General features: G+C 42.4%; 21 protein-coding genes. 11 read left to right on the plus strand and 10 right to left on the minus strand.

Going from position 1 to position 26,198, the window contains the following annotated elements; genetic code table 11:
* Positions 1 to 88: 88 nt before the first annotated feature.
* From lamB to malK, 3 genes are all read right to left on the minus strand, one after another.
* Positions 89 to 1,369, minus strand: a complete 1,281-nt coding sequence (gene lamB, locus L3V25_RS03400) for a maltoporin LamB (RefSeq protein ID WP_237294076.1) — start codon at positions 1,367 to 1,369, stop codon at positions 89 to 91.
* A gap of 432 nt (positions 1,370 to 1,801) precedes the next feature.
* Positions 1,802 to 2,728, minus strand: a complete 927-nt coding sequence (locus L3V25_RS03405) for a DMT family transporter (protein WP_237294077.1) — start codon at positions 2,726 to 2,728, stop codon at positions 1,802 to 1,804.
* A gap of 122 nt (positions 2,729 to 2,850) precedes the next feature.
* On the minus strand, positions 2,851 to 3,960 hold the full coding sequence (gene malK, locus L3V25_RS03410; RefSeq protein WP_237294078.1) for a maltose/maltodextrin ABC transporter ATP-binding protein MalK: 1,110 nt from the start codon (positions 3,958 to 3,960) through the stop codon (positions 2,851 to 2,853).
* A 521-nt stretch (positions 3,961 to 4,481) separates the two neighbouring features.
* On the opposite strand from malK, the gene malE reads away from it, so the two are divergent.
* The 6 genes from malE to L3V25_RS03440 all read left to right on the plus strand — a co-directional run bounded on the left by malE (position 4,482) and on the right by L3V25_RS03440 (position 12,593).
* Positions 4,482 to 5,660 (plus strand): maltose/maltodextrin ABC transporter substrate-binding protein MalE, encoded by a 1,179-nt coding sequence (gene malE / locus L3V25_RS03415; RefSeq protein WP_237294079.1) that lies wholly within the window; start codon positions 4,482 to 4,484, stop codon positions 5,658 to 5,660.
* A 229-nt stretch (positions 5,661 to 5,889) separates the two neighbouring features.
* Positions 5,890 to 7,452, plus strand: a complete 1,563-nt coding sequence (malF, locus tag L3V25_RS03420) for a maltose ABC transporter permease MalF (RefSeq protein WP_237294349.1) — start codon at positions 5,890 to 5,892, stop codon at positions 7,450 to 7,452.
* Between the two features lie 11 nt (positions 7,453 to 7,463).
* The gene (malG, locus tag L3V25_RS03425; RefSeq protein WP_027696572.1) at positions 7,464 to 8,354 is read left to right on the plus strand and encodes a maltose ABC transporter permease MalG; all 891 of its coding nucleotides are present in this window, start codon (positions 7,464 to 7,466) and stop codon (positions 8,352 to 8,354) included.
* Between the two features lie 258 nt (positions 8,355 to 8,612).
* Positions 8,613 to 9,410: a DUF4123 domain-containing protein gene (locus L3V25_RS03430; protein WP_237294080.1), complete on the plus strand. Its 798-nt coding sequence runs from the start codon at positions 8,613 to 8,615 to the stop codon at positions 9,408 to 9,410.
* Complete coding sequence (locus tag L3V25_RS03435; RefSeq protein WP_237294081.1) at positions 9,398 to 11,461, plus strand: DUF2235 domain-containing protein; 2,064 nt, start codon at positions 9,398 to 9,400, stop codon at positions 11,459 to 11,461. The genes L3V25_RS03430 and L3V25_RS03435 overlap by 13 nt, the downstream gene beginning before the upstream one ends.
* Positions 11,442 to 12,593, plus strand: a complete 1,152-nt coding sequence (locus tag L3V25_RS03440; RefSeq protein WP_237294350.1) for a DUF2931 family protein — start codon at positions 11,442 to 11,444, stop codon at positions 12,591 to 12,593. Before L3V25_RS03435 ends, L3V25_RS03440 begins: the two co-directional genes overlap by 20 nt.
* A gap of 123 nt (positions 12,594 to 12,716) precedes the next feature.
* On the opposite strand, the gene dkgB is transcribed toward L3V25_RS03440, so the two are convergent.
* A complete protein-coding gene (dkgB, locus tag L3V25_RS03445) occupies positions 12,717 to 13,517 on the minus strand; it encodes a 2,5-didehydrogluconate reductase DkgB (protein ID WP_237294351.1) in 801 nt (266 codons plus the stop codon).
* A gap of 31 nt (positions 13,518 to 13,548) precedes the next feature.
* Positions 13,549 to 14,640, minus strand: a complete 1,092-nt coding sequence (locus tag L3V25_RS03450; RefSeq protein ID WP_237294082.1) for an alkene reductase — start codon at positions 14,638 to 14,640, stop codon at positions 13,549 to 13,551.
* A 161-nt stretch (positions 14,641 to 14,801) separates the two neighbouring features.
* Between L3V25_RS03450 and L3V25_RS03455 the strand changes: the two genes are divergently transcribed.
* The gene (locus tag L3V25_RS03455) at positions 14,802 to 15,689 is read left to right on the plus strand and encodes a LysR family transcriptional regulator (protein ID WP_237294083.1); all 888 of its coding nucleotides are present in this window, start codon (positions 14,802 to 14,804) and stop codon (positions 15,687 to 15,689) included.
* Positions 15,690 to 15,718: 29 nt separating this feature from the next.
* On the opposite strand, the gene L3V25_RS03460 is transcribed toward L3V25_RS03455, so the two are convergent.
* Both L3V25_RS03460 and ggt read right to left on the minus strand, forming a co-directional pair.
* On the minus strand, positions 15,719 to 16,180 hold the full coding sequence (locus L3V25_RS03460) for a DUF302 domain-containing protein (protein ID WP_237294084.1): 462 nt from the start codon (positions 16,178 to 16,180) through the stop codon (positions 15,719 to 15,721).
* Between the two features lie 10 nt (positions 16,181 to 16,190).
* Positions 16,191 to 17,981, minus strand: a complete 1,791-nt coding sequence (gene ggt, locus L3V25_RS03465; RefSeq protein ID WP_237294085.1) for a gamma-glutamyltransferase — start codon at positions 17,979 to 17,981, stop codon at positions 16,191 to 16,193.
* Between the two features lie 594 nt (positions 17,982 to 18,575).
* Between ggt and L3V25_RS03470 the strand changes: the two genes are divergently transcribed.
* The 3 genes from L3V25_RS03470 (at position 18,576) to L3V25_RS03480 (ending at position 19,692) form a co-directional block, all read left to right on the plus strand.
* Positions 18,576 to 18,989 carry a hypothetical protein gene (locus L3V25_RS03470; protein WP_237294086.1) on the plus strand — a complete coding sequence of 138 codons (414 nt, stop codon included), beginning with the start codon at positions 18,576 to 18,578 and terminating at the stop codon, positions 18,987 to 18,989.
* A gap of 123 nt (positions 18,990 to 19,112) precedes the next feature.
* Complete coding sequence (locus tag L3V25_RS03475; protein WP_237294087.1) at positions 19,113 to 19,412, plus strand: type II toxin-antitoxin system RelE/ParE family toxin; 300 nt, start codon at positions 19,113 to 19,115, stop codon at positions 19,410 to 19,412.
* Between the two features lies 1 nt (position 19,413).
* Positions 19,414 to 19,692: an addiction module antidote protein gene (locus tag L3V25_RS03480; protein ID WP_237294088.1), complete on the plus strand. Its 279-nt coding sequence runs from the start codon at positions 19,414 to 19,416 to the stop codon at positions 19,690 to 19,692.
* An 85-nt stretch (positions 19,693 to 19,777) separates the two neighbouring features.
* On the opposite strand, the gene L3V25_RS03485 is transcribed toward L3V25_RS03480, so the two are convergent.
* Together L3V25_RS03485 and malT are read right to left on the minus strand one after the other, a co-directional pair.
* On the minus strand, positions 19,778 to 20,149 hold the full coding sequence (locus L3V25_RS03485) for a hypothetical protein (RefSeq protein ID WP_237294089.1): 372 nt from the start codon (positions 20,147 to 20,149) through the stop codon (positions 19,778 to 19,780).
* A gap of 67 nt (positions 20,150 to 20,216) precedes the next feature.
* Positions 20,217 to 22,937 carry an HTH-type transcriptional regulator MalT gene (gene malT, locus L3V25_RS03490; protein WP_237294090.1) on the minus strand — a complete coding sequence of 907 codons (2,721 nt, stop codon included), beginning with the start codon at positions 22,935 to 22,937 and terminating at the stop codon, positions 20,217 to 20,219.
* A 374-nt stretch (positions 22,938 to 23,311) separates the two neighbouring features.
* On the opposite strand from malT, the gene malQ reads away from it, so the two are divergent.
* A complete protein-coding gene (gene malQ, locus L3V25_RS03495; RefSeq protein ID WP_237294091.1) occupies positions 23,312 to 25,501 on the plus strand; it encodes a 4-alpha-glucanotransferase in 2,190 nt (729 codons plus the stop codon).
* A gap of 196 nt (positions 25,502 to 25,697) precedes the next feature.
* Here the strand turns inward: malQ and L3V25_RS03500 are convergent, their stop codons facing one another.
* Positions 25,698 to 26,069, minus strand: coding sequence for a hypothetical protein (locus tag L3V25_RS03500; RefSeq protein ID WP_237294092.1), 372 nt, complete (start codon positions 26,067 to 26,069; stop codon positions 25,698 to 25,700).
* Positions 26,070 to 26,198 lie beyond the last annotated feature (129 nt).

Genomic DNA, 26,198 nt, shown 5'->3' on the forward strand with positions numbered 1-26,198 from the left:
TCTTTAAATTTATATAAGAATAGAAAAAGAAAAAACGCACAACGCCAGCATCATGGCCGGCGTTGTGAATTAAGCTAAAGCGATGGCATTACCACCATGCTTCTGCTTGGATACCAACTGAAAACTCATTCGATTGGTCGCTACCAAAGCGGTTGTCGTTTTTGAAATCATCGACATAAGAAGCGTAGACACGGATTTCAGGACGAGCCCAGAAGCCAGAGCCAGCAGACCATGCTTGTGCGACGGTGAATTTAGCCCCTTCGTTGTCAGCACCATCGGTTCCCCACTGATTTTCTTCTGTGTAGTAACCTGCTTCAAATTCAGTTTTCATTACTTCAGACCAGTTATAGATTGGGCGCATAACGACGTTAGCAAAAGTATGGTCTTCCTTATTTCCTTCGTATGAACTTTGAGCGTACATCACTTGGTGACCGAAATCCCAGTTTTCGCTTAAATCTACCACACCGAAGTTAATCACACGGAAACCCGTATCCCCATCAGAAACTGCAGGGATCCAGCTACCCGAACCTAGTCCAGCCATACCCGATGCTGCGCCGTTTGTCGCAAATTGGAAAACCGTTTTGTTGAAGCCACCGAAGAAGTTACCTTGTGTGATAACTGCTGTCGCCATGACGCTGTCTTCAGTGTCTAAACCGAAATCTTTTTGATCATCGGTTTCGTTAACCATGTAGTAGTTTACGCCTAGCTCTAGTGACGCATCTTGCCATAGACCTAATCCCGCATAACGTAAGTCAAAATTGTTAACGTTGTAATTTTGTTTATCAGTTACGCCATCACCATCTAAATCGACACCAATATCATTACCTAAAGAGTCATCACGCATGAAGGCAAACGAGATTTTACCAGGGCCAGCAGTGACATTTTCAATACCGCCACCTGCACCACCAGAGGTATTCCAGTAGTAGAAGTCAGTAATGTGAATATCTTGACGTTGGTAGTAACGCTTACCGGCCCAAAGTGTTGCTTCTTTATCGAAATCGAATAAGCCTTTGGCCTGAACGTTAAACTGAGCAAGTGCAACATCTGCACCATTGTCGTCATCACGAGCCGATTCCCAACCGTTTGAACCATCAGAACCGTAAGCAACCATTGAGCTGACAATGAACTCAGCGCTGTCACCGGCTTTAATCGGCGTGGTATCTAATTGGATTTCGCCGTAAACATCATCTTCGTTACCAAGACGACCGACTTTATTTCTTTCGTATGATTCATTTGCGCCACCATGTGCACTCACGCCAGCACCAGCACGCATATAACCATGGAAATCGACACCTACCGCCATTGCAGTTGGTGCAAGTAACGCAGAGGAAACGGCAGCAGCAGTTAAACAGACCTTGAGGTTTTTCATGTTATTAATCCTTTATATTGTTTCATCTTGCTCACCGGTTATGTTGTTAACCTAATGAAGCTATTGGATCTCTGAATGTGTGGCGGCTTTTAGTGAGCTTTTATTTGAATCATTCAGCGATGAAGCAATTTTGCGAGAAGTGAGATGAACTCACATCCTCCTGAAATAGAGGCGTAGGGGGAGTAGAAATAGAGGATGAGTGCGACGATCACACTTGGTGCAAAGTAAGGCTTCACCAAGTGAGATTTAGCGCTTGATAAGCCATGTTAACCGCATGAAAAGTGAGATCTTTGACTCAAATAATTGGGTTTTGTGAGCAAGGTTAGATTTTGTAAATCAGAGTAGAACTTCCCATAAATAACGTCAAAAAAGGTCGTGTTATCTATGGGAATAAGAGAAAGGTTATGCCAAGGGAAGCTAATTAAGGAGTTATTAGCGCTTACTGCGTGTAACTAGGTAAATCCCTGAACAAACTAGCATCAAGGCAAGTAGATTCTTCCACTCTAAAATACTTTCATTTAAGAATAGTGCGGATAATAAACTACCGAAAATAGGAATCAAAAAGTAAAAAATGGTGATCATGCCAACAGGGTTGTGCTTGAGTAAAATGCTCCACAGGGCAAAGGCTGCCGAAGACAGTAGTGCCAAATAAACCAGCAATAACACGCTAGATAAATGAAACTCACCGCTGTGGCCGCCAGATAGATAGCCAATCACCAATAACGCCGCGCCACCAATAGCAAGTTGCCACGCAGTCATCAGCATCGCATCCATTTTTTGTGATAGACGCTTGCCATAAATAGACGCAGAAGCTAGGAAGAACGCGGCTACGACAATTGAACCTTCACCCGCTAAGCTAAATTGAAAATCAAGCAATGAGCTATGAAAGTTCACGATAAACACGCCAAGAAAACCAATCGCACAACCTAGAGCTTTACGATGGGTTAAGCGATCATTTTGATAAATGAAATGCGCTAAAAGCACACTAAAAAACGTACCGGTTGCGTTAATTATCGACGCCTTCACGCCCGTGGTGTACGCCAAGCCGATATAAAAGAAGATGTACTGTAACGTGGTTTGACTCAAGCCTAAGGCTGCCAGTTGGCTAAATTTCGGCAGCGTCATCTCCATGCTTGGTTTTTTAAGAATGCGCGCAATAATGAACAGGAATATTCCAGCCAAGAAGAAACGTTGTCCCGCAAACACCATTTGAGAGGCCACATCATGCGCTTCAATGGATAATAATGCATAACCAGTTTTGATAGCCGGATAAGCACTACCCCATAAAAGGGTACATAAAATCGCGATAGAAAAAACGATAGGAAGACGCGTGAAAATGTCGTCAGTAGACTGCTTCATAAAACTACCAAAAGAGGGGGATGAAAAGAGGTGGTCAATATAACAAAAAAAGCCCCAAACAAATATTTGTTGGGGCATAAAAGGCACTTCTATGACATTAAAGGGAATGAATTGATGCTGTATTAAACGCCGCGTTCTTTAAATAGGCGTTTACATGCACGGCCGTCGCTGTGGAATAAGTGACAACGGTGAGCGGGAATGCCGATTTGGAAGGTATCGCCAGAGTCGACATCTAAGGTATCGTTTTCACGGTAGATGAAATCGGCATCGACATTATCAAGGCTTAGGTAAACTTGAGTTTCATTACCGAGTTTTTCGACCACTTGGACTTTACCTTGAATCACTACATCGCCTTCACCACTTGGTAGTAAATGTTCAGGGCGGACACCTAGTGACATACGAGCGCCTGTTTCAACCGTTGAACCATCAACTTGGATCCAGAATGATGCCTGGCTTGCCAGTTCTACTTTCACACGTTCAGCTTCCACTTCTTTGACGTGAACATTAATGAAGTTCATTTTTGGTGAGCCAATGAAGCCTGCGACAAAACGGTTTTCAGGGTAGTGGTAAAGCTCTAATGGTTTACCGACTTGTGAAACACTACCACCGTCGAGTACGACAATTTTATCCGCCATAGTCATTGCTTCTACCTGATCGTGCGTTACGTAGATCATGGTACAACCAAGTTTCTTATGAAGCTTTGCCAGTTCAATACGCATTTGTACACGTAAGGCGGCATCTAGGTTAGAAAGCGGCTCATCTAATAAGAACACTTCTGGTTGCGCGACTAGAGTACGGCCAATAGCCACACGTTGACGTTGACCACCTGATAATGCTTTTGGTTTACGCTCAAGTAAGTGACCAAGTTGCAGAATATCCGCTGCATGATCAACGCGAGACTTGATTTTCGCTTTATCTTCTTTAGCCAGCTTCAAGCCAAACGACATATTGTCGAATAAATTTAAATGCGGATATAAAGCATAAGATTGGAATACCATGCCGACACCACGCTCAGAAGGTGGTACATCATTCATTTTGGTATCACCGATGAAAAGTTCACCAGAAGTAATATCTTCTAAACCGGCAATACAACGTAGTAGGGTGGATTTACCACAACCTGATGGACCGACAAAGACCACAAACTCGCCGTCTTGGATCTCCAAATCCACGTCTTTAGAAATGAGGTTGTCTCCATACGCTTTACAAACTTTTCGTAGAGTCACACTCGTCATCTGGTCTTCCTTCTGATTATTTTTCTAATAGATTTCCAATGTCTAGATAATGAATGTTAAAAGTTTTCTATCATCCAAACATATTGATTATTCATGCGTTATTTACATTTTACTGATCAATGTAAAAGGCGACTATGGGAGTTATCTTACCGAAAACCCACTAATAAACCTCCTCCCTAGTCATTTAATTTTTGGTGGACGTAGGGGGATGAGTGCCTAGATCACACTTTTTTATTTACAGCAAAAAGCAGGTAAAATGCCCGGATATGATGTGCGCCCGCTCACGTTTATTGTCCATTTTTCGCTTGAGATAAAAAATATTGTGAATCTAAGTCACAAAAGTCATTTTGTTGCTGGGGGGCGTAGAAGTTAGGAGGATGTAGGCGGGTAGGAATTATCGCATTATTTTTCCATACCTAATAAGGGTATTGCTTGTGTAACGAGCCCTACAATTGTTGCGCTATACCTAATAAGGGTATAGGCGTAACACTTAAATAAGAACAATAGAAAGGATCATGGAAATGAAAAAAGTCCTCAACACTGCCATTTTATGTAGCCTAGCCTTAAGTGGTGTAAGTGCGCATGCTGCTATTGAAGAAGGTCAACTTACCATTTGGATCAATGGTGATAAAGGATACAACGGCCTTGCTGAAGTAGGTAAAAAGTTTGAAGAAGATACTGGTATTAAAGTAACGGTATCTCACCCAGATAAACTCGAAGAGAAGTTTCCTCAATTAGCTTCTACTGGGGATGGTCCTGATATTGTTCTTTGGGCGCACGACCGTTTTGGCGGCTATGCTCAAGCAGGCTTACTTGCAGAAGTAAAACCATCGTCTGATTTTAAATCAAAATTTGCAGATTTCACTTGGGATGCGGTGTCTTACGAAGGTAAATACATCGGTTACCCTGTCGCGGTAGAGTCACTCTCTCTTATTTATAATAAAGACCTTGTTAAGACTCCGCCAAAGAATTGGGAAGATATTGCTGCACTCGATAAGCAACTACAAAAAGATGGCAAGAAAGCGATCATGTGGAACTTGTCTGAACCTTTCTTTACTTGGCCAGTGCTAGCCTCTGATGGCGGTTATGCGTTTAAATTTGAAAATGGCGCGTACAATCCAAAAGATGTCGGCGTAAATAACAAAGGCGCACAAAATGCGATGAGCTTTGTAAAAGGCTTAGTTGATCAAGATGTTATTTCACCAGATGTGGATTACACCATTGCAGAATCTGGCTTTAACAAAGGCGAAGTGGCGATGACTATCAATGGCCCTTGGTCTTGGGCAAACATTGATAAAGCAGGCATCAACTATGGTGTAGCGAAACTGCCAATGTTTAATGGTAATCCTTCAAAACCTTTCGTTGGTGTATTAACGGCGGGCATCAGCTCTGCATCACCAAACAAAGATTTAGCGGTAGAGTTTATTGAAAACTACATGCTGACTCGTGACGGCTTGAAAGCAGTGAATGACGATACGCCACTAGGTGCGGTTGCATTAACGTCTTACCAAGAAGAATTAGCGAAAGATCCACGCATTGCCGCCACCATGGCGAACGCGGAAACCGGTGAAATCATGCCAAATATTTCTCAAATGTCTGCTTTCTGGTATGCAGAGAAAGCGGCAATCGGTAACGTAGTCAATGGTCGCCAATCGGTAGAAGAAGCGCTTAACACTGTTGCTGAGCGCATGACTAAATAAAGTCAAATTGTCCTCACTTGAGGATTGTGAGGGAGGGGGGATCTCTCCTCCCTTTATTTTGTAAGTTATCCGTCTGCTTTAATTTGGGTTTTTATATTTTTAGCCCATGAATAGTGTGCGTTACAGCGTTTCACTTATGCAGTTTCAAAAGCTTTCGAATTTTACTCTGTGGCATAGTGCGCAAAGTGAGCTCGATACAGAAACGGAATTTAATATGTCAGCGAATATTATGTCATCTAGTCTTGCGCCACATTCTGCGCCTCGTCCTTTTCCTTGGCTGAAAACGCTCGTACTTTCAGCGATTACTCTTTTGAATGGCTATGCGATTGTACTGATGTACGCACGTGGTGAGTTTGCCTTTGCTTTGCTTACCCTAGTGCTTGTTTCAATGGGTGTGTACGTGTTTGCTCGTAAGCGTACTTATGCTCATCGTTACATCTACCCGGGTGTTGCAGGCATGATCCTGTTCATCATTTTCCCATTGATTTATACCATTGGGCTGGCATTTACTAACTACAGCGGTGCCAATCAGCTTAGCTTCCAACGAACTCAAGGCGTATTGCTTGAGCAGAGCTTTCAAAGTGGTGACAGCTATAATTTCGAACTACGTCAGCATGATGATGTGTATTCGGTTGCCTTAAAACAAGGTGATCACTGGCTGCTATCTCAACCAATCTCGTTAACGGATGGTTCAGTTGAAAAGCTAGAAGGGCATCTTGAATTAACCTCTGCAACAGAACTTCCGGGTAAAAAAGCACCATTAAAAGCGGTGATCCAAAATCGTAGCGTGCTAAATCAACTTGAAGTACAAACGCCGGATGGTGAAGCGTTAGTGATGTCTGGCTTGCGTAAATTTGCTCAAGTAAAACCGCTTTATAGCTTAGATGCTGATGGCGAAACCTTAGTCAATAATCAAACCGAGCAAGTGTTAAAACCCAACTATGAAATTGGTTATTACCAACCGGTTGATGCGAATGGTCAGTTTATTGGTGATCACATCACTCCGGGCTTTATCGTTAATATCGGTTTTGACAACTTCACCCGTATTTTCAGTGACCCAGGTATTCAAGGGCCATTCTTTAAAATCTTTGTTTGGACAGTGGTATTTGCAGCTGCAACCGTAGTTCTGACTTTGGCAATGGGCGTGATTTTAGCGCAAATCGTTTCTTGGGAAGCGTTGAAAGGCCGTGGTATTTACCGTGTGCTACTGATTCTACCTTATGCCGTACCAGCGTTTATTTCTATCTTGATATTCAAAGGCTTATTTAACCAAAGCTTTGGTGAGATCAACCAATTATTACAAGGCTTGTTTGGCTTGAGCCCAGCTTGGTTTACCGACCCGTTCCTTGCCAAAACCATGATCATTATTGTTAATACTTGGCTAGGTTACCCATACATGATGATCCTTGCGATGGGGATGTTAAAAGCGATTCCTGATGATTTATACGAAGCATCAGCAATGGATGGCGCAGGCCCAATTGATAACTTTATGAAAATCACATTGCCGTTATTAGTGAAACCTATGGTGCCGCTATTAATTGCCAGCTTTGCCTTTAACTTCAATAACTTCGTATTGATTCAATTATTAACCAACGGTGCGCCAGATATGATTGGAACCAGCGTTCCAGCCGGTCACACCGATTTATTAGTGAGCTACACCTACCGTATCGCGTTTGAAGGCGCAGGTGGTCAAGACTTCGGCCTAGCGGGTGCGATTGCCACACTTATCTTCTTATTAGTGGGCGGTTTATCGCTACTGAATATGAAGTTCACTAAATTAGAAACAGAATAAGGAGATTCAACATGGCTATGGTTCAACCTAAATCTTTGAAGTACCGTGTTTGGGCAACGCATATTGGAATGTGGATCTTCTTAGCGCTGATGATGTTCCCACTTTTGATGGTGATTGCGATTTCCTTCCGGGAAGGTAACTACGCTGCAGGGGATTTGATCCCGCGTAATCCCTCGTTAGAACACTGGAAACTGGCACTAGGCTTTGATGTAGTACACGCCGATGGCACGGTCACTAAACCGCCATTCCCAGTATTGTTATGGCTTTGGAACTCAGTAAAAGTCGCGGGCTTAACGGCGATTGGTATTGTAGTGCTTTCAACCACTTGTGCGTATGCTTTTGCTCGCATGAAGTTTAAAGGCAAAACCGTCATCTTGCGCTCTATGTTGATTTTCCAAATGTTCCCAGCAGTACTGGCACTTGTCGCGTTATATGCATTGTTCGATCGTCTAGGGACTTATGTTCCATTCTTAGGTCTGAATACTCACGGTGGTGTGGTGTTTGCTTACATGGGCGGTATTGCTCTGCACGTATGGACTATCAAAGGCTACTTTGAGTCAATTGATAATTCACTAGAAGAAGCAGCCGCGCTTGATGGTGCAACTCCCTGGCAGGCATTCCGCTTAGTCTTGTTGCCACTGTCAGTGCCAATTCTTGCGGTGGTATTTATCTTGTCCTTCATTGCCGCCGTGACCGAAGTACCGGTAGCATCATTATTACTACGAGATGTTGATTCATATACTCTCGCGGTAGGCATGCAGCAGTACTTGTATCCACAAAACTACTTGTGGGGCGACTTTGCCGCGGCGGCTGTGTTATCTGCATTACCGATAACTATTGTGTTCTTGCTGGCTCAGAAGTTCCTAGTCGGTGGCTTAACCGCTGGTGGTGTGAAAGGGTAGTAACAACACACCTCGAATTAAAAATTCAAACTAAAAATGAATGCCGCAGATGAGAGTCTGCGGCATTTTTGCATGGCTAGATCATATATGTGTCTAAAAAATAAAGGTTAATGCCCTGATATATGAATATTTAATGAGTTTTTATTTAAATTAATTCATTGAATTTATTAGTATGAAACGCCTCATTGAGATTGCTCGTTAATTTAAGACCGGCAAAAAATTCTCATCGTTTCAATACTTTAATAAAAGGGTTCAACCATGCTCAAATCGTGGTTCTGTCAGCAAGCTAATGCCTATTGGCTAGCGACTGGCGAGCTTCATCAGCAAGCGATAAAACAAAATCAGCAAATTGGTTTTAACGATGCGCTTCCTCTGTTTCATGGTGAATCCTTTAAAGAGGTTATGTCTCTATCTCCTTGGCTCATTCCGCTGCAAGATTCATTCAACAATGTTGAACCCTCCACGTTTTCACAAGGTATGGTGATAGTCAGTAATACGTCCATTTGGGATGTAGTCTCGCATTTAAGAAGTTTGCTATTTGTGGCAATGGATGGAGAGGAAGTCTTATTTCGCTATTACGACAAAAACGTATTAGCCGCCGTTTTAGCTACCTTCACCCAAAATGAAATCAACGCTTGGCTAGGTAATGCACAACAGCTGGCGTTAATGCAAGATGATGAATTGAAGATATACAGCAATACGAGCCAGCTTGAATATCAATTGCAAAACCAACCATGGTGGAAAATGGAACCTCACCACCTCGCTCCAACTTATCAAGTTGCGCATCATGCGAAGGTAATTGAACGTCGCTTATGGGAAAAACTGCCCGATCAAATGTGCCAACTGGCCTCACCCCTCATCTTTATTCAACAAGCATTGCAGCAAGCCTTAGAGCATGGCAACGATTTCGAACAGGCCGAAAGTTTTGCGCTGGTTAAATTCTCCCAACAAACACAAACCGATTACTCCTCGCTTGCACAAACATTATTACTGACTCGTGAAGACGTACAGCAACTACAACAGCTAGAAAAGGAAACTGCATTATGGGAATGCTAGGGTTAAGTCCACATTGCACAGTGTGTGAAAACCGGACTCACTGGATTGAGTTAATGGTAGTCGATGAACACAACCAACCTTTTGATAATGTAAAAGGTGAGTTAATTGATGCAGAAGGTGTTCGTCATCCGATTCTTTTAAATCATGCCCCTATTGTTGTAAGCGATCTTCCTTCAGGCTTAGTGACGTTAGAACTCGACGCTATTGAGTGGTTGAAACAATCACAGCAGCGTAGGCCGTTCACCAACGAGTCAGAAATCAACCCAGTAGATGAATGGGTCACACAAAAGTCGCTAGGTCATAATAATGGAGAGCGAGCTCGTATCAATGTGACTGCCGGAGACTTATTAATCGCGGAACAAGCTCAAGACTTACCGGAACGCCACCAAGCCCAAAGTAAACTAACCGGTCAGCTTGTGACCGATAAATGCCATGTATTGTGTGTACAAGGGTTTAATTACATTACCCTGCGTTTTGGGCTGTTTTTTGATGGCACCGCCAATAACACCTACAGCGCACAATGGGGTAAGCAACAGCTAGAAAAGTATCATCAGCATTGGAAGTCGCTCAAAAACTTAGAAGGCAACAAACCAGTAAAAGATTGGCAAGCGGAGACCTATCAATACCCAAACCAAGACGATTTCTATTGGTTTTGGGAGGATGATGAAAAAGTGGCAAGCAGCGCGGCTAATGAGTTGACCAATATTCAGAAGCTTTATGAGCGGTATCTTCGTGATGAATTTAATCAAGATCAGACGGTGTTTTATCACCCCGAATACATTACAGGAATTGGCACAGGCAATAGTACCGAGATTGCCAAAGCAGATGAATCGGTTCTCAAAGGTCAGGCATTGGGGCTTGGAGAGTATGGGGTAGAAGCGAAAGTTGAAACTGCCATTAAGCAGTTAATTAAGAAATTTGACATAATTTTAGATGAATTTGAATCAATTAGCGCTGATGGGATAGGTAAAATTGAATTGGATGTGTTCGGTTTTAGTCGTGGTGCAGCCGCCGCACGGCACTTTATCAATGTGGTATTAGATGGCGAGCAAGGGGGCTTTGTACCGAAATTTACACAAGCTTGTCAGAATAATGAATTGGATCTGCAAGCAGGGTTTGATTGGAAGAGTAACGATCATTGCGAAATAACCTTTGCTGGGCTGTTTGATACGGTGGCTGCGATTGCCGACTTGAGTTCATTGGACTTTACTCCACATAACCAGGATAACGGCAATGTTCGTTTATGGCTGGATCCACAACGAGTACGCCATGCGGTGCATTTAACCGCCTCACCTAAAACAGAATATCGTTATAACTTTAGTAGTAACAAGCTTAACTCTGCGGATAATTTTCATGAAATCATGGTATATGGTGCGCACTCTGATGTGGGGGGAGGCTATTACTCCCAATATGCATTTGATCAAACAGAATACCTGTTACCGCTTGTTGAGCGTAAGCGTATTAAACGCATGGTAAGGGACTGTGGTTGGTTCGAGTTTGATAGCGTCAAACAGCAAATTGAACAAGCGTTGCAGCAAGAGTTGGACAAAGAAGTGGCGCAAGGTTGGAATCGTGATGATTATTTTATTTCAGTCAAAAAGACTATGAATGGAAAAGGCGATCGTCAAAAAGCGATAGGGGAATTGACTCTACAGCGACTTGTACAAGGCGATTTATCGCGTTTGTACTTGCGAGTGATGTATGGTTTAGCTGAGTCAATGCAAGTTCCATTGAGTGAGTTTTCACTTCAAAATAATCAAATTGTATGGAAAAGCACAAAAGAAACTGGCTTTATTGTACCGGAATTCATTAGCCGTGATGCTAATGCTCCGAATATGACTTATGGCAAGTTATGTGATGCTATATTGCAAATGGCTAAACAAGGAAAGGTAGCAGAACTAGCTGACATTCTTACTCAACCTGAGCTAGTGGATGCTTTTATGCATAATAACTTAATTCACCATTCTGCTGATGATGGCATTGCCAATAAACCTAATACCAACTCACAAGGAAAGTTTGATCGTGCACAATATGATCCAGAAATGGTGTAAGCGAACGTTATTACTATTAGCCATAATTTCTCTACCTTGTGTGGCGTTTAGCCAAGTACCAGAAGTGCCGAAAGATAAAATGAAATGGCGTATAGGGGTGACGGCACCGAGTTTTTATCCCATTTATGTCAGTAAATCTTATGGGGTGAATGAACAAGAAGATTGGACTAGTATTTTGTTTAATCACACGGCCGTTTTACGAAGAATATCTTTATCTAATACTCAAGAATGGCTTTCTGATTATGACGGATTTGGCACAGCCTTAAACTCACTTACGATTGATTTTCCATATCAAATGGGTGGTACTAATCATTTGCCAGATTCCATCTATGTGTATTGGACGTCAATGCATGATTTGAAATTTTATGTCACTAAGTTTGATGTATCCGATAAGATTAAAGCTTTGATGCTGAGAAAAAAATATCGGCGACATAATGGTAAAGAAAGGTCTTGTTATACCAATGATTTTGTCTTGGGTTTATTACCTAATGGTCATGCCAAAGTGTGGTTGTATGGTTGTTTAGATTATATTTATGTAGGTGAACTTGAACCGTTTAAAATCATGCAGCAAGATTACCAAGGGGTTAAAGCCACAGAGTTAAGTGAGACGACAGCATTTTTTAAAACCATTGAAAAACAAGCCAATGATCTAGGCTATTCCCTGTTTCCAATCCCTTGGGATAAAGTCAATAAAACCTATTGGCGAAAAGATATTACCCATGTCTATTCCATTAATGACTACAACGACCAAGGTGACTTAATTAACCCAAGGGGCGAGCCAGTTAAACCGGAACCTCAAAAACCTAGTTATCGCTGCTGGGATGACAAACCGCCTGTACCAGATAGGCCAATTAAGTTAGATAAATCTTCACCTCAATATGCTATGCAGCGTTTGCTGTGGAATTATAGCCCCGATCTTATTGGGCAAATTCCAGCTTCCGATAGCACTCTCAATGATGCGTGGAATGAAGCAACTCGAAAGGGTTTAGAGCAAGACCATACTCAAACTTGGGTACTCGCTCGTTTAGTCGCCTTGTCCGATTATCCGCTTGATAAATTGTATAAAGAATTGAAAGTGACAGAAAAAGGGCAGAAGTCGATAAAGCAGTATGTTGATGAGATGTGTTTATAAATATCGATATATAGAGTAGTCGTTTACTAACAAACGCCGCAGGTACTCCTTTTTGGAAGCCTGCGGCGTTTGTTTTTACAAAGCTCAAAATACCCGATTTACGACAAGACTAAATGGTCTTTATCAATCCCACTCAGGCGCAAAGTCTGGGTTAGCAAGACGATGATTACGATCGAGTGTGGCGATCTGTTGCATGTCATCTTCTGTCAGAGTGACTTTTGAAAACTCTAAGTTACCCGCTAAGTTCTTTTCTTTGGTGCTTGATGGGATGGTGATAAATCCTTGCTGAATCACCCAGGCTAATACTACTTGCGCGATAGTCACATCATGCTTTTGGGCAATAGATTTCAGCACTTCATCTTGGAATACTTCACCGTAAGCAAAAGGCATGTATGCGGTGACTAAAATGTCATGCTGCTGGCAAAATTCCGTTACTGTGCGGTTTTGTAAATACGGATGCACTTCTACTTGGTTCGTGAATATCTCACCTTCACCAAGAATGAAAATAGCTTGAGCCGTTTGCGCATTCGTAAAGTTAGAAATACCAATCTGACGAGCCAGCCCTAACGTTTTTGCTTGCTTCAGTTCTTCTAGGTATTCTTCCATAGCCACAGACTCATCTTTCAATGGCCAGTGAATCAACAACAAGTCGACATAATCGGTTTTTAGTTTCTCTAAGCTTTCTTTTAAGCTAGGTAGAAATTCTGCTTTTCCTAGTTTATCCATCCAAATTTTAGTGGTGATGAATACTTCAGAGCGAGCAATACCGCTGTCTGCTATCGCTTGGCCGACTTCTTCTTCATTGCCATAAATTTGGGCGGTATCAATATGGCGATAACCTAGCTTTAAAGCCATCTCAACAGATTGATAAGCATCCTGGCCTTTTAGACGAAATGTACCTGCACCGAGTGTTGGGATTTGCATGTTTTCTATATTTGACATTATTGATTTCCTATTAAGCTTCAGAATACACAGGGTAGTCGGTTAACCCTTGCTCAGCGCCACCAAACAAAGTATCTGGATTATGTTCGGCTAATGGATATTGGTTTTTAATGCGAGTCACTAAATCTGGGTTGGCAACAAATGGACGGCCAAATGCCACCATATCGGCAAAACCTTGCTCTAACGCTTGCTGGGCTTTTTCTGGGTTATATTTGCCTGCTAGGATGATGGTTTGATCAAAAGCCTGACGTAGATTTTGTTTGAATGATACTGGTGTATCTGGCGCGTCATCCCAATCTACTTCCGCAATGTGAATGTAACCAATGCCTTTGCTGTTCAGTAATTTCGCCGCTTCGATATAAGTCGCTTCAGGATCAGAATCTACTGTGCCATTTAAGCAAGTGAATGGGGCAAGGCGAACACCGACGCGTTCTTTACCCACAACAGCCACTAATTGATCAACAACTTCAACTAGGAAGCGTAGACGGTTTTCAGTGCTACCACCGTATTCATCATCACGCAGGTTGGCTTCAGAATCGATAAATTGATTCACTAAGTAGCCGTTTGCTGCATGTAGCTCTACACCATCAAACCCTGCTTCTAGGGCATTTAATGCTGCTTGATAATATTCACCTTTCACATGCTCGATGTCATCGTGAGTCATGGCTCTTGGTAGTACGGTATCGACAAAGTTTGGTTGATCTGCTTCATCAATGAACACTTTTACGCCTTTTGCCGCTTGTTCGCTTGATGAAATAGGCTGTACACCACCAGTATTGCTTGGGTGAGTTACACGGCCAACGTGCCAAAGTTGCGCGAAGATCTTGCCGCCTTTTGCGTGTACCGCATCGGTTACTAACTTCCAGCCTTGAATTTGCTCAGGAGAATAGATACCCGGTGTCCAAGCATAACCTTGACCTAGTTGAGAGATTTGTGTGCCTTCAGAAATGATAAGACCCGCTTCTGCACGTTGCGCGTAATATTCCGCCATCATGGCATTAGCACAGCCATCTTTTGCGCGAGAGCGTGTCATTGGTGGCATGACGATGCGGTTGTTTAAGGTTAAGTCACCGAATTGGATTGGCGTAAAAAGAGAGTTTGACATGGGATTCCTAATATCTGTTTTCTTATTGATTGCAGGCATGGTATCAGAGGATGATATTTTCATTAATATCAAAAAATACAAATTACTTTTGATTAATATGCAAAGAAAGCTATTATTTCGACGATTGATTTCGATAACTGACTTGAGATGAGAGTGTGTGAATGATTAAAACCGAAGATTTAATGGCTTTTTTAGCGGTGGCGGAAAGTGAGAGCTTTTCAAAAGCATCGGTAAAAGAGGGGATTCAGATCGCCACCTTATCAAGAGCAATAGCCAGATTGGAAAAGCAACTCGATACTACCTTGTTTAATCGCACCACTCGAAAGTTAGTGATGACAGAAGAAGGTGTCGTTTTTAAAGGGTATGTGCAAAAGGCTTTGAATACCCTTGAGCTTGGTCAGCAACATTTGTTGTCCCATCAAACCGAGCCCGTGGGTAAGTTAAGAATTGATGCCGCATTCGCGTTTATGATCCATCAATTAGGGCCATTATTACCAGAGTTTAGGAAATGCTATCCGAAAGTTGAGCTGGAACTTACAACCAATGATACGGTGGTTGATCTATTAGATAACAAGGTCGATGTAGCAATTCGAATCGGTGATTTAAAAGATTCTACCTTGCATGCAAGAGCCTTAGGGCAAAGTCCATTGGTGCTGGTGGCTAGCCCTGATTATTTGCAAGCGAACGGTACGCCAACGCAGACTAGTCAATTGTTAGAACATAGTCTTATTGGTTTTTCACACGCTTCTCACTTGAATAACTGGTATTTAAAAGAACCCAATAATGCGCTCCATTTTGAATTAAAGGCCAGCAGTGGTGAGGTTATTAAACAGCTATGTATGAATGGGATGGGGATTACCGCTTTGTCTTATTACATGATTCACCGTGAATTGAACGATGGATCGTTAATCGAAGTGTTACCTAATGCAATATACCACCCAAACCGAAGGGAATCGATTCAAGCGGTGTATTATAAGCAAAGTGCGTTAGCATCAAGAATTTCACTATTTCTAGATTTCATTCAAGATAAGCTCATTTTAGAGCCGTAAATCGCAACAATATTTAAGATTAAAAAGGGTTACTGTGTCGCCGCTTTAGCAAAGTTCGCCAAGGCGTTAGATACTTTATTCAATACTTCGTCACAACCTTGAATCTGGTGGCGTGAAGCTAAATATTTAGGATCGTTATAGGTTAACCAAACGTTGCCACTTTCATCTTCAGAAATCAGCGCTTTTTGTGGTAAATCAATGGCGACGGATTGTTGGCAAACCATCAGTGGAGAACCGACTTTCGGATTACCAAAAATGATCACTTGAGTTGGGCGTAATTCAATATCGACTTTCTTTGCGCCCGCCGCGTGATCAACCTGCGCAAAAACCGTCATTCCTTTTGAGTTTAACGCCTTAACAAGTTTATCGGATGTCTCTTGCACACTATGTTGACTTTGCACTTGTACCAGCCCGTTATCTGCATTTGCCCAAGCTAGAGCTGGGCTTAATAGTGCCAAGGTGCTGAGTATCATGGTTGTCCATTTTTTCATGCTCTATTCCTTAATATCCAGTAGTTAATGCGCTTGGCGTTCTTGGATCCGACGAACCAAAGAAGCCTTTATCCGTATGCATAATCGATTGAGTACTACCCATTGCACTTTTTTCGACGACGTTTTGTCCTTTCGCTTGCAGTAGTTTGATTGTGTCTTGGTTTAAGCCTTTCTCAATACGTAATTCATCAGGCAACCATTGATGATGAACACGTACTGCATGAGTCGCTTCGGCGATATTCATATTATGATCAATCACGTTCATGATGATTTGTAGGGTAGTCGTAATAATTCGGCTACCACCCGGGCTACCGGTTGCCAGTATAGGCTTACCGTTTTTAAATACTAGCGTCGGGCTCATGGAAGACAGTGGACGTTTACCGCCTTCGACTGCATTTGCTTCACCGCCAATTAACCCATAGCCATTCGGTACACCGGGCTTGGCAGAAAAGTCATCCATCTCGTTATTGAGTAAGATCCCAGTGCCATTGGCGACCATACCCGTACCGTAAGAGAAGTTTAAGGTGTAGGTGTTAGAAATCACGTTGCCATCTTTATCCAAGACAGAGAAGTGAGTCGTTTGGTCACTTTCATAAGGCATCGGTTGACCATGTTTAATCTCTTTGGCTGGGCGCGCTTTGTCTTGTGAAATTTGTTGCTGCAAGCTATGGGCGTAGTCTTTGTTGGTTAAGCCTTTCATGGGTACTTTTACAAAGTCAGGATCGCCCAAGTATTCTGCGCGGTCTGCATAAGCGAGTTTCATTGCTTCAGCCATCACATGTATGGTCTCGGCGGTGTTATGGCCCATTTCGCCGATACGGTAGTTTTCTAAAATATTTAAGATTTGAATAATATGAATCCCGCCCGATGATGGTGGTGGCATAGAAGCGATGCTGTAGCCGCGATAACTTCCCATTACAGGTTCACGTATCACCGCTTTATAACTCGCTAAATCTTCGACAGTCATTAAGCCGCCTGCCGCGGTCACTGATTCGGCAATCGCTTTGGCGGTTTTGCCTTTATAAAAACCATCACGGCCATTTTCTGCAATCAGTTTAAGGGAGTTAGCGAGATCGTTTTGAATCAGTTTATCGCCAATTTGGTAGTCGGATTGACCGCCATCTTTAAAGAATACAGGTTTACTGCTCTCCCATTTTTGTAGTCGCTCTTTGGCACTTTGCAACGAGGTATATAAATCCGGGGTAACGATAATGCCTTGCTCTGCTAATTTGATTGCCGGAGCCATTACGGTTTTTAAGTCCATGCTGCCGTAGTTTTCGAGTGCAGTGATCAGGCCCGCCACCGTACCCGGTACGCCAACCGCTAAACCATGAAAGCGCGATAGTTCTTCAACCGCATTGCCATCTTCATCAAGGTACATATCTTTGTATGCTTTTGCGGGTGCCATCTCACGGTAATCTAAGGCAAAGGTGCGTTTCTTTTTGGCATCGTAAATCATCATAAAACCACCGCCGCCGATGTTGCCCGCGCGTGGTAGTGTGACGGCTAAAGCAAAACCGACCGCGACACCTGCATCCACCGCATTACCGCCTTGTTTTAGGATCTCAACACCGATTTTCGAAGCCAGTTCTTCTTGGCTCGCCACCATGCCATGTTCAGCCCAAACAGGGTGGTGAATGCTGTCGCTAGAATAAATAGCAGGGGTTTGCGCATAAGTGCCTGTACTAAATAAGCAGACAACGCCGAATAAGGCCTTTTTGATAGAACTGTGCTTGGTAAAGCTGCTGAGAATAGAAACGGAATGATTATGGTGTAGTGTTCTAGAAAGTGTATTGGTCATCGGGATCCCTCGTGACTCATGATCAAAAATTGGCTTTAGCTGCAAGGGTGGGGAGGTCTGCAACTAAAGCCAAGAGTTTGTAACAAGCAGAGCAACTAAGGTTATAAAGGTGTGCAAAAGTCTTAGTTGAGCTTGTGTTTCGTCAGTGTTTTAGTGTTTTCTCTAAACTGACACATTTAGTGTGGGTGATAATTCGTTATTTCGGTAGGTCGCAAAGCAAAAAAAAGTGAGATGAAGGTAGAAAATAAACAAATATGTGGTTTGGAGTTTGAATCTTTTCTACTACATCGGAGATCACCCGATCCAACTTTCCCTCTATTAATTTCATCTACCAAGTAGCGCCATCAAACGAGGGGAAGAGCTGTTTTTTCGAATACAATGAGTATCGCGACTACCTTATCTAACTGTGACTGAACTGCTATGCAAGCTGCATAAGAGTGATTTGCATCGTATGGCTTTTACTATGAGTTATTTGGTGGTTAATGTGGCTTCGATATTACGAGTCACACCTTTATTGGGCGCTAGATTATAATTTGACAAATTTGGTAACCAAAACTACGTTTAATATGTCCTCGATTAAATAAGGTGATTGCTATGAGCCAAGTGGTACGAATCTCAGATGAAATATACAACCGACTAGAAAGCCATGCTGTGGGGTTTGATACTCCACAGAATATCATTGAAAAATTGTTGGATTTTTATGAAACCAAGAGTGACTCGATGACTCCACTAGTCAAAGTAAATACAGATCTTCAAGAAGCAATTCATTTGGATATTATTTATTATCCAAATGATGTTCAGTTTAAGGAAGATCTTCTTACATGTAAGGAAGCTTATATTAAGCTCACAAAAACTGACGGCACGACTGAAATTAAACACTGGAATGCATCTCGGTTTACTGAAGAATCAAGTGTTAATGGCAATCTTCGATCCGGCTTTCTTCGAGATTGGAGTAAAAAAGGTATTTGTAAGGCAGAGCTTTCTGCATACGTTGAAGCATTAGCTTAACAAACAACGATGCTGTAATTGACACCACCTTCGAACTCAACTGCCTTAATTAAATCAACATGGTTATTCTCAAAGTATAAAACTCTACTTGCCATGAGTATCCTATAGGCTACAATTAGATAAATGAAATATACCATCGAAAAAACGCCAACATTTGATAAATGGCTTTCAAAGTTAAAAGACCGAGCTGCAACCAGAGCGATTTTAATGCGTATGGTACGGGCGGAAAATGGAAACTTTGGTGATGTGAAAAATGTTGGTACACCTGTTCAAGAAATGCGTATTTTTGTGAGTAAGGGCTATCGTGTTTATTTCACTATTCGTGGCAGTAAAATCATATTGTTACTCAATGGTGGACATAAAGGCACTCAGCAGCAAGACATCGCAAAAGCGCATGAACTACTAGCCGAAATGGAGGATTAGTATGAACAATAAAACTAGCCCATTTAATCCTTTTGATTACATGGAAACACAAGAAGAAATTAATGACTTCTTACGTGAATGCCTTGAAGATGATGATCCGGCAGTATTTGTTTCAGCACTTGGTCACCTTGTCAAAAAACATGGTATGGCTGATGTAGCCGAGGTAACAGGATTAAGCCGTGAAAGTTTATACAAAACATTCAATGGTAAAACTCAGCCTAAATGGAATACGATTTATAAAGTGACTCATGCTATAGGATTGAACTTAGCAGTAGCCTAGCCCTAACATGGTAGACAACTAGTACTTCGGACAGCCTCATCTAACTGGTGGGGCTTTTTGTTTTTTATAATTCAAAAAACCAAACTTAATTATTACTAAACCCCCGATACTGCCTCTGAAAATAACTTTCCAACTCAACCGCTTCACTTAAATCAATATGGTTGTCTTTTAACGCTAACATCAAAACATGGTCGTAATGTTGTGCGGTGGTGCAGTAGGAGACATTGCGATCTGCGCCGTTATTCAGGGCTTGTTGGCAGGCTTGATTAAATAGGTATTGGTGCTGTTTGAGTGGGGTGATGGCTTTGCGTTGTGTGGCGCTATCATCAATTTTCCAGACTACCCCAAGAGTGAGAATGGCAGTTAACAACAAGAATAAATAACGTTCACTCCGGCTGAGAGTGAACGTGGATTTTGGTTTATTGTGATGCGGTTTATTGGGCAAAAACGTGGCCATGAGATCATCCTTAATCAGGTGGCTTCGTACTTTGGGTATATATCTTTATAGCACGAGGTAGCGTTTATTAACGGGCCGTAAACCCCATTAATTGAATTAAGTGCTCAGCCGTTTTGATTGCGTGTTGTCGGTTATCTAATCCCATTTTTTGGTACAGATTACGAATGTGCGTTTTGATCGTCGTTGGTGCCACATCAAACTCGGCAGCGATTTGATCGTTACTTAACCCAGCATAAATTAAGCCTAGCACTTGCCATTCACGTTGAGTCAGTGGGCTAGTACGAATGAGCTCTGGTAAGTCTGGCAGCGTTAGCAGTTTTTGCACAAATTCTTCATCAAAATGTACTGCGCGAACACGTTCTTTATTGGTCATTAATTGCAGTAAGTTTTGCGCTCGGTGTAGTTCAAGTTCAGCAAGTTTCTTCTCGTTCACTAATGATTTAATCAATGGCGATACCGTCTCAGCATTGCATAAGAAGTTACCTATCATGCCGGTGCTATTGGTGAGTGATAACGCTTCGTGAATACATTGCTGCGCTTTTTGTTGCTGATTTTGTTTCTCTGCCAGTACTGCTTCAAGTACTAGGTTACGGTTTTTATCGGCAACCAGTTTCAGCTTTGAGGTCTGTGTTTGTAGATGCGTCAGAATATTTTCCGCACGATCTAAATCACCGACTAACAAGGCAGCACGGGCAATGTTGCGCCATTGTAATTGTTGAAAGTGATTAACCGCTGAGCGAGGTTCTTCGCATTCATTTAACCATTGTTCAATGGCTGGCTGATTATGAGTAGCTTGCCAATAGAGTAGGTTGGAAAGATCGGCATTGGCGCGCCAATCAATGTGATATCGGTTATTGGCTTTAAGTTGATTACAAGTTTCTAAATAGCGAGCCGCTTTATCTAATTCACCGCGAGAAATGGCGATTCGCGCTAACATTGAATAGCAATGCAAGGATTTTGAATCTTCAAACGGTGCCATGATTTCTAAGCCTAGGTGAGCACATTGCTCGGCTTCATCTAAGCGATTCCAACACCATAAAATTTGCGCTTTAATACGTAGCATAAACTCATGCAAAGGCAGCTGGTGCAGGTGTTGCTCTTTAATCAGTTGTTCGGCTTTATTGAGTAATTCAAATGCTGCTTGACCATAACCGCGCGCCAGTTGAATTTCACTTTGTTGCAAAATTGCCCATAACGCTTGGTGGAATACGCCATCTTCTCGCGCCATCACTTCGGTTTTTTGCATGGTTTCAAAGGCTTTATCAAGCTCACCGATTACATGGTACACCTCGCCAATCACCGAAGTGGCGACAATGCGACTACGGAAACTCGAATGAGGAAGTTGTTGCAAGGCAAACTCGGCGGTTTCTAAAGCGAGCGCAGGGTTATCTTGGTTGATGGCAACTTGAGCTGAAAGTGCTTTGAATTCACCAATCTGAGCATCGCTTAATTCGATATTATGCGCAGCCATCTTATCTTCAGCTTCAATGATTAAATCAAGTACTTGGTTGTAACGATGCTGACTTTGCGCCAACCAAGCACGCAATAAACACAAGCGTGGTGAGGCAAAGAGTACTTCATCGCTTAAATTGTTAATGGCCGATTCCACTACCTGTAGCTCGCCGTGGTTGAACATATCCCAACCATGATCCGACAAGATTTGGCTCACCAGTATTTCATCTCCACTTTTTTGAGCATGAATTAAGGCAGCTTGTGGTCTTTGCTGTTTAAGCCAGGCTTTGGCGGCGTTGTAGTGCAGTTGACTACGTTGCCCCGGAATTTGGGTGTAACGCTGGTGGCGTAAAAACTCAGCAAATAAATTGTGGAAACGGAACCAGTTATCCGCCCCTTCCATTGGGTGAAGAAACAGCCCAAAGCGGTTGAGAGAATCTAGCATTGCCAGCGCATCATCTCTGCCGGTTAGCTCGGTAATCAGTTCTGCGTTGAACATATCCAGTACCGAACATTGCAATAAGAAAGTTTGCAGTTCTGGGGTTAATTGATCAAACACTTCTTCAGCGAGGTAGTCCCAAATATGATCTTGATTGAAATTGGCAATCGAGACCGCGGAATTTTCTAACGTGCCGGGAAATTGCTGAGCATGTAGCGCAATCAACTGTAATGCCGATGCCCAACCTTCAACTTGAGTACGGATGGTTTCTAATATATCGGCTTGATAGCGGTTATCCGTAATGCGTTTATGGAAGAAGCGTTCGGTTTCTTCTTTATCAAAGGCCAGCAGAGCATTATCCACTTCGATTAATAAATCACGCACTCGTAAGTTAGCGGTGTTGAGCGGTGGATGAGTTCGGCTGGTTACCACTAAGGTAATGTTGTCGGACATGTGTTTTAAGAAAAAGCGCAGCCCTTCGTGGATTTCATCGTTAGTAATTAAATGATAATCATCGAGTACTAGGTAGGTTTGTGTGTCGTTAAATCCAAACTCGGCAAATAGTTCGCTAAATAAACTGGTTAAGCTGGCAAATTGACGACGTTCTGCCAGTGCTTGAGTATTTGGGCAGGCATCATTAGTGGCTTTATTGAAGGCTTGTAGAAAGTAGTTAGCAAAGCGAAAGGCATCATTATCACTTTCATCAATGTTGAACCAACCTAGGTTTGAATGATTGTTCAACCATTGTGCAGCCATAGTGGTTTTACCGTAACCGGCGGGGGAACGAAACAACACCAACTTATAGAAAGGCGCATGGGCTAAAGCTTCAAGTAGGCGAGAGCGCAAAATGGCGTTGTGTAGTCGGGCTGGTCGATTGAGTTTGGAAGGTATCCACATAGCAGCGATGATTCTCTGAGAAATAGTCTTAAAATAGGTAAGTTTTTTTGTTATCTAGCTCATGTTTTTATCAATTTTAATTTTAGTTATAAGCCGATATTTCGCTTTAACATACCATGCGATCGGCAAGATGATGTGATCTGACTCAGGTTTATCTTGTAAATCCTGCTATAGATCTCATTTTGTTCGAACTTTCTTTCAGCTACGCCCTAACTCTCATCCCTCTACGCCGTTAAAAGGGAGGATGTGACACTTTATGTTAATCGGCAATATTGAATGTAACGAAAATGAACACGACTCCTCGAAGTTCTTTATGTTTTGAAAGTAAAGATTTCGACGACAGATGTTTCTAAGAAGAAGTTATGGAGCATTCGATGCAAGACTTAAATTCAGCGCAATCTCATTCAGTATTAAAACAAGTAGCCACTCAAGAAGGCATTGTTGACCGTTATATCAGCGCGTGGGGCGATGAAGCCTATGTGAGCGAACAAACCATCGAAGAACTACTGCAAGCACTTGGTTATGACACGGCAGATCAATCCACTTTATTAGAGCAAGCCGAGCAACGTCATAAGGTCGATGTACTGCCAAGCGTGAAAGTGGTGCATGCTGGCAAAGAAGTGCTGGTTGAATTACATATCAATGCTTCAGCAAGGCTGAGTGAGTTTTCTTGGTTAGTCGAAACCGAACAAGGCGAGCGTTTTGAAGGCTATTTAGAATCTCAAATTGTTGAAGATCATCGCGCTGAAAAAGGTTACTTAGTCTTTTCATTATCGAACCAGTTGCCGCTTGGTTATCACCAGTTATCACTCTTCCGTAAACGTCGTAATAAGCCGTTTGTGATGTCGTTGATTGTGACACCTCAATCTTGCTTTAAGCAGCCAGAGTTGGTTGAAGGCAAGCGTTTATGGGGCCCAAGTATTCAGCTTTATTCAGTGACTTCAAAAACCAATTGGGGGATTGGCGACTTTTCTGATCTTAAATACTTAGTGGAAAAAATTGCTGAAGGCGGTGGCGATTTTGTTGGTTTGAATCCAATACATTCTCTATTTCCAGCTAACCCAGAAGGCGCGAGCCCATATAGCCCGTCGTCACGTCGCTGGTTGAATGTGATGTACATTGATGTGGAAGCAGTGCCTGAATTTTCGAACAGTGAAAAAGCGCAGGCGATGGTAGCAGAGACTGCATTCCAACAGCGTTTATCTGATAACCGCGCGAAAGAGTGGGTCGACTATACTGAAGTTTCAGCGCTCAAAATGGCAATCTTGCCGGAACTATTTTCAACCTTTATTGACCAAGAAGTTAATAAGGAAACAAAACGCGCTCAAGATTTTGCTAATTTTGTTGAACTAGGTGGCGAGAGTTTACTTCATCAAGCGGCTTTTGATGCATTACATGCCGATTTAAAAGCGCAAGATGATTCGGTTTGGGGCTGGCCAGTGTTTGATGAAAGCCTTCAGCATTTCGACTACCCAGAAGTGCAAAGCTACATCAAAAATAATCAGTCAAAAGTGCAGTTGTTTATGTACTTGCAATGGCTTGCCGATGAGCAGCTTACCCAAGTGCAACAGTTAGCAGAACAAAAGGACATGGCGTTAGGGTTGTATCGCGATTTGGCCGTCGGCGTGTGCGACTCGGGAGCGGAGACTTGGGCAGACCATGGTGCCCTTTGCCAAGATGTGAGCATTGGCGCGCCGCCTGATATCTTCGGACCACTAGGGCAGAACTGGGGCTTGCCGCCGTTAAACCCGTATCAGCTTAAAGCGTTAGCTTATCAACCCTTTATCGATTTGCTGCGAGCTAACATGCGTAACTGTGGCGCACTACGTATCGATCACGTTTTAGGTTTATTGCGTTTGTGGTGGATCCCAAAAGGTAAAACTGCCAAAGATGGCGCGTATATCTACTACCCGGTTGATGATTTAATGTCGATATTGGCACTGGAAAGTCATCGTCATCAATGTGCAGTGATTGGTGAAGATTTAGGGACGGTTCCTGAAGAGATTGTTGAAAAACTCAATGATGCGGGTATCCATTCTTACAAAGTATTCTTTTTTGAAACTGAGCAAGATGGGCAATATATCGCACCGGATCAGTATAAACAGCAATCGATGACCGCTTTATGTACCCATGATATGCCGACACTACGAGGCTTTTGGAATAGTGCAGATTTAACCCTAGGTCGTGAGATTGGTTTGTACCCAGATGAAGACCAATTAAATGTGTTGTTCGAAGATAGAAAGTCACGTAGACGACATATTATTGAAACATTAGAACAACATAATCATCTTCCTGAACTAGCACGAGATCATGATGGTGAAGTAGCGATTAACCAAGCGTTAAGTGAAGCAATGCAAGTTCACATGGCAACCGGAAGTAGCGCTTTACTCAGTTTGCAGCTAGAAGATTGGTTAGAAATGGATACACCAGTAAATATTCCAGGAACAATGGATGAATATCCGAACTGGAGACGAAAATTGGTGTCTACATTAGAAGACATGTTTGCAAGAGACGATATCTTGCAACTTGAAGCGAAATTAACCCAAGCACGTCGTGGTAATTAATACGACTTAAGACGGCTTGGTCACAGATTCATTGTATAGGTCGCACCGTTTGGTGCACTAGTACTCCTTCTTTCAACTCCTTGTAATAAGGGAAAGAGTTGTATTAATCCTACCTACCCGAGCAACATTTCCCGGCCAGGAAATATGCTCGGTTTTTTTTGTCTTAATTTTGGTGCAGGGTAGAAGTGAAAGAGACTTAGCAATTGGTTTGTTTTAGCAATTTCTCTTCTTTTGAGCCGACTTTATCCGTCCAAGTGAAAGTCATACGTTTGCATTTAGCGACATGGTTCTTCACTGGGTAGTACTTAAAAATACCCGTCGTTGTGTGTACGCCATTGTTTTCTGTGTCTTTAATGATTTTAAAGCTTGGCGAGCCATCATCTTCTGCCTCTACACCCGTAGTAATGTTATCAAAAGGATCATCAATCCAACCGTGGGCAAAAGCGATATTATCTGCTGCACGACTTGCACTTGCTGGTACATCCGTAGCCATTAATTCATCTTTGTGATGGTAAACATATACGCCAGCGCCGATGATAAAAACGAGTCCGAGAAATTTTAGGTTCATGATGAGTAGTTCTTGATGAGAGATTAGATTGCTGAGGATTATAGTGTATTTTGGTAGATAAAAACGAGGCTATGTTGGCCTCGTTTATTTGATCTAGGGTAAGAAAGTATCAAGTTTACCAAGTAGTGT

Origin of the sequence: Vibrio sp. CK2-1 (assembly GCF_021726515.1) — a bacterium.
Taxonomy (GTDB): domain Bacteria; phylum Pseudomonadota; class Gammaproteobacteria; order Enterobacterales; family Vibrionaceae; genus Vibrio.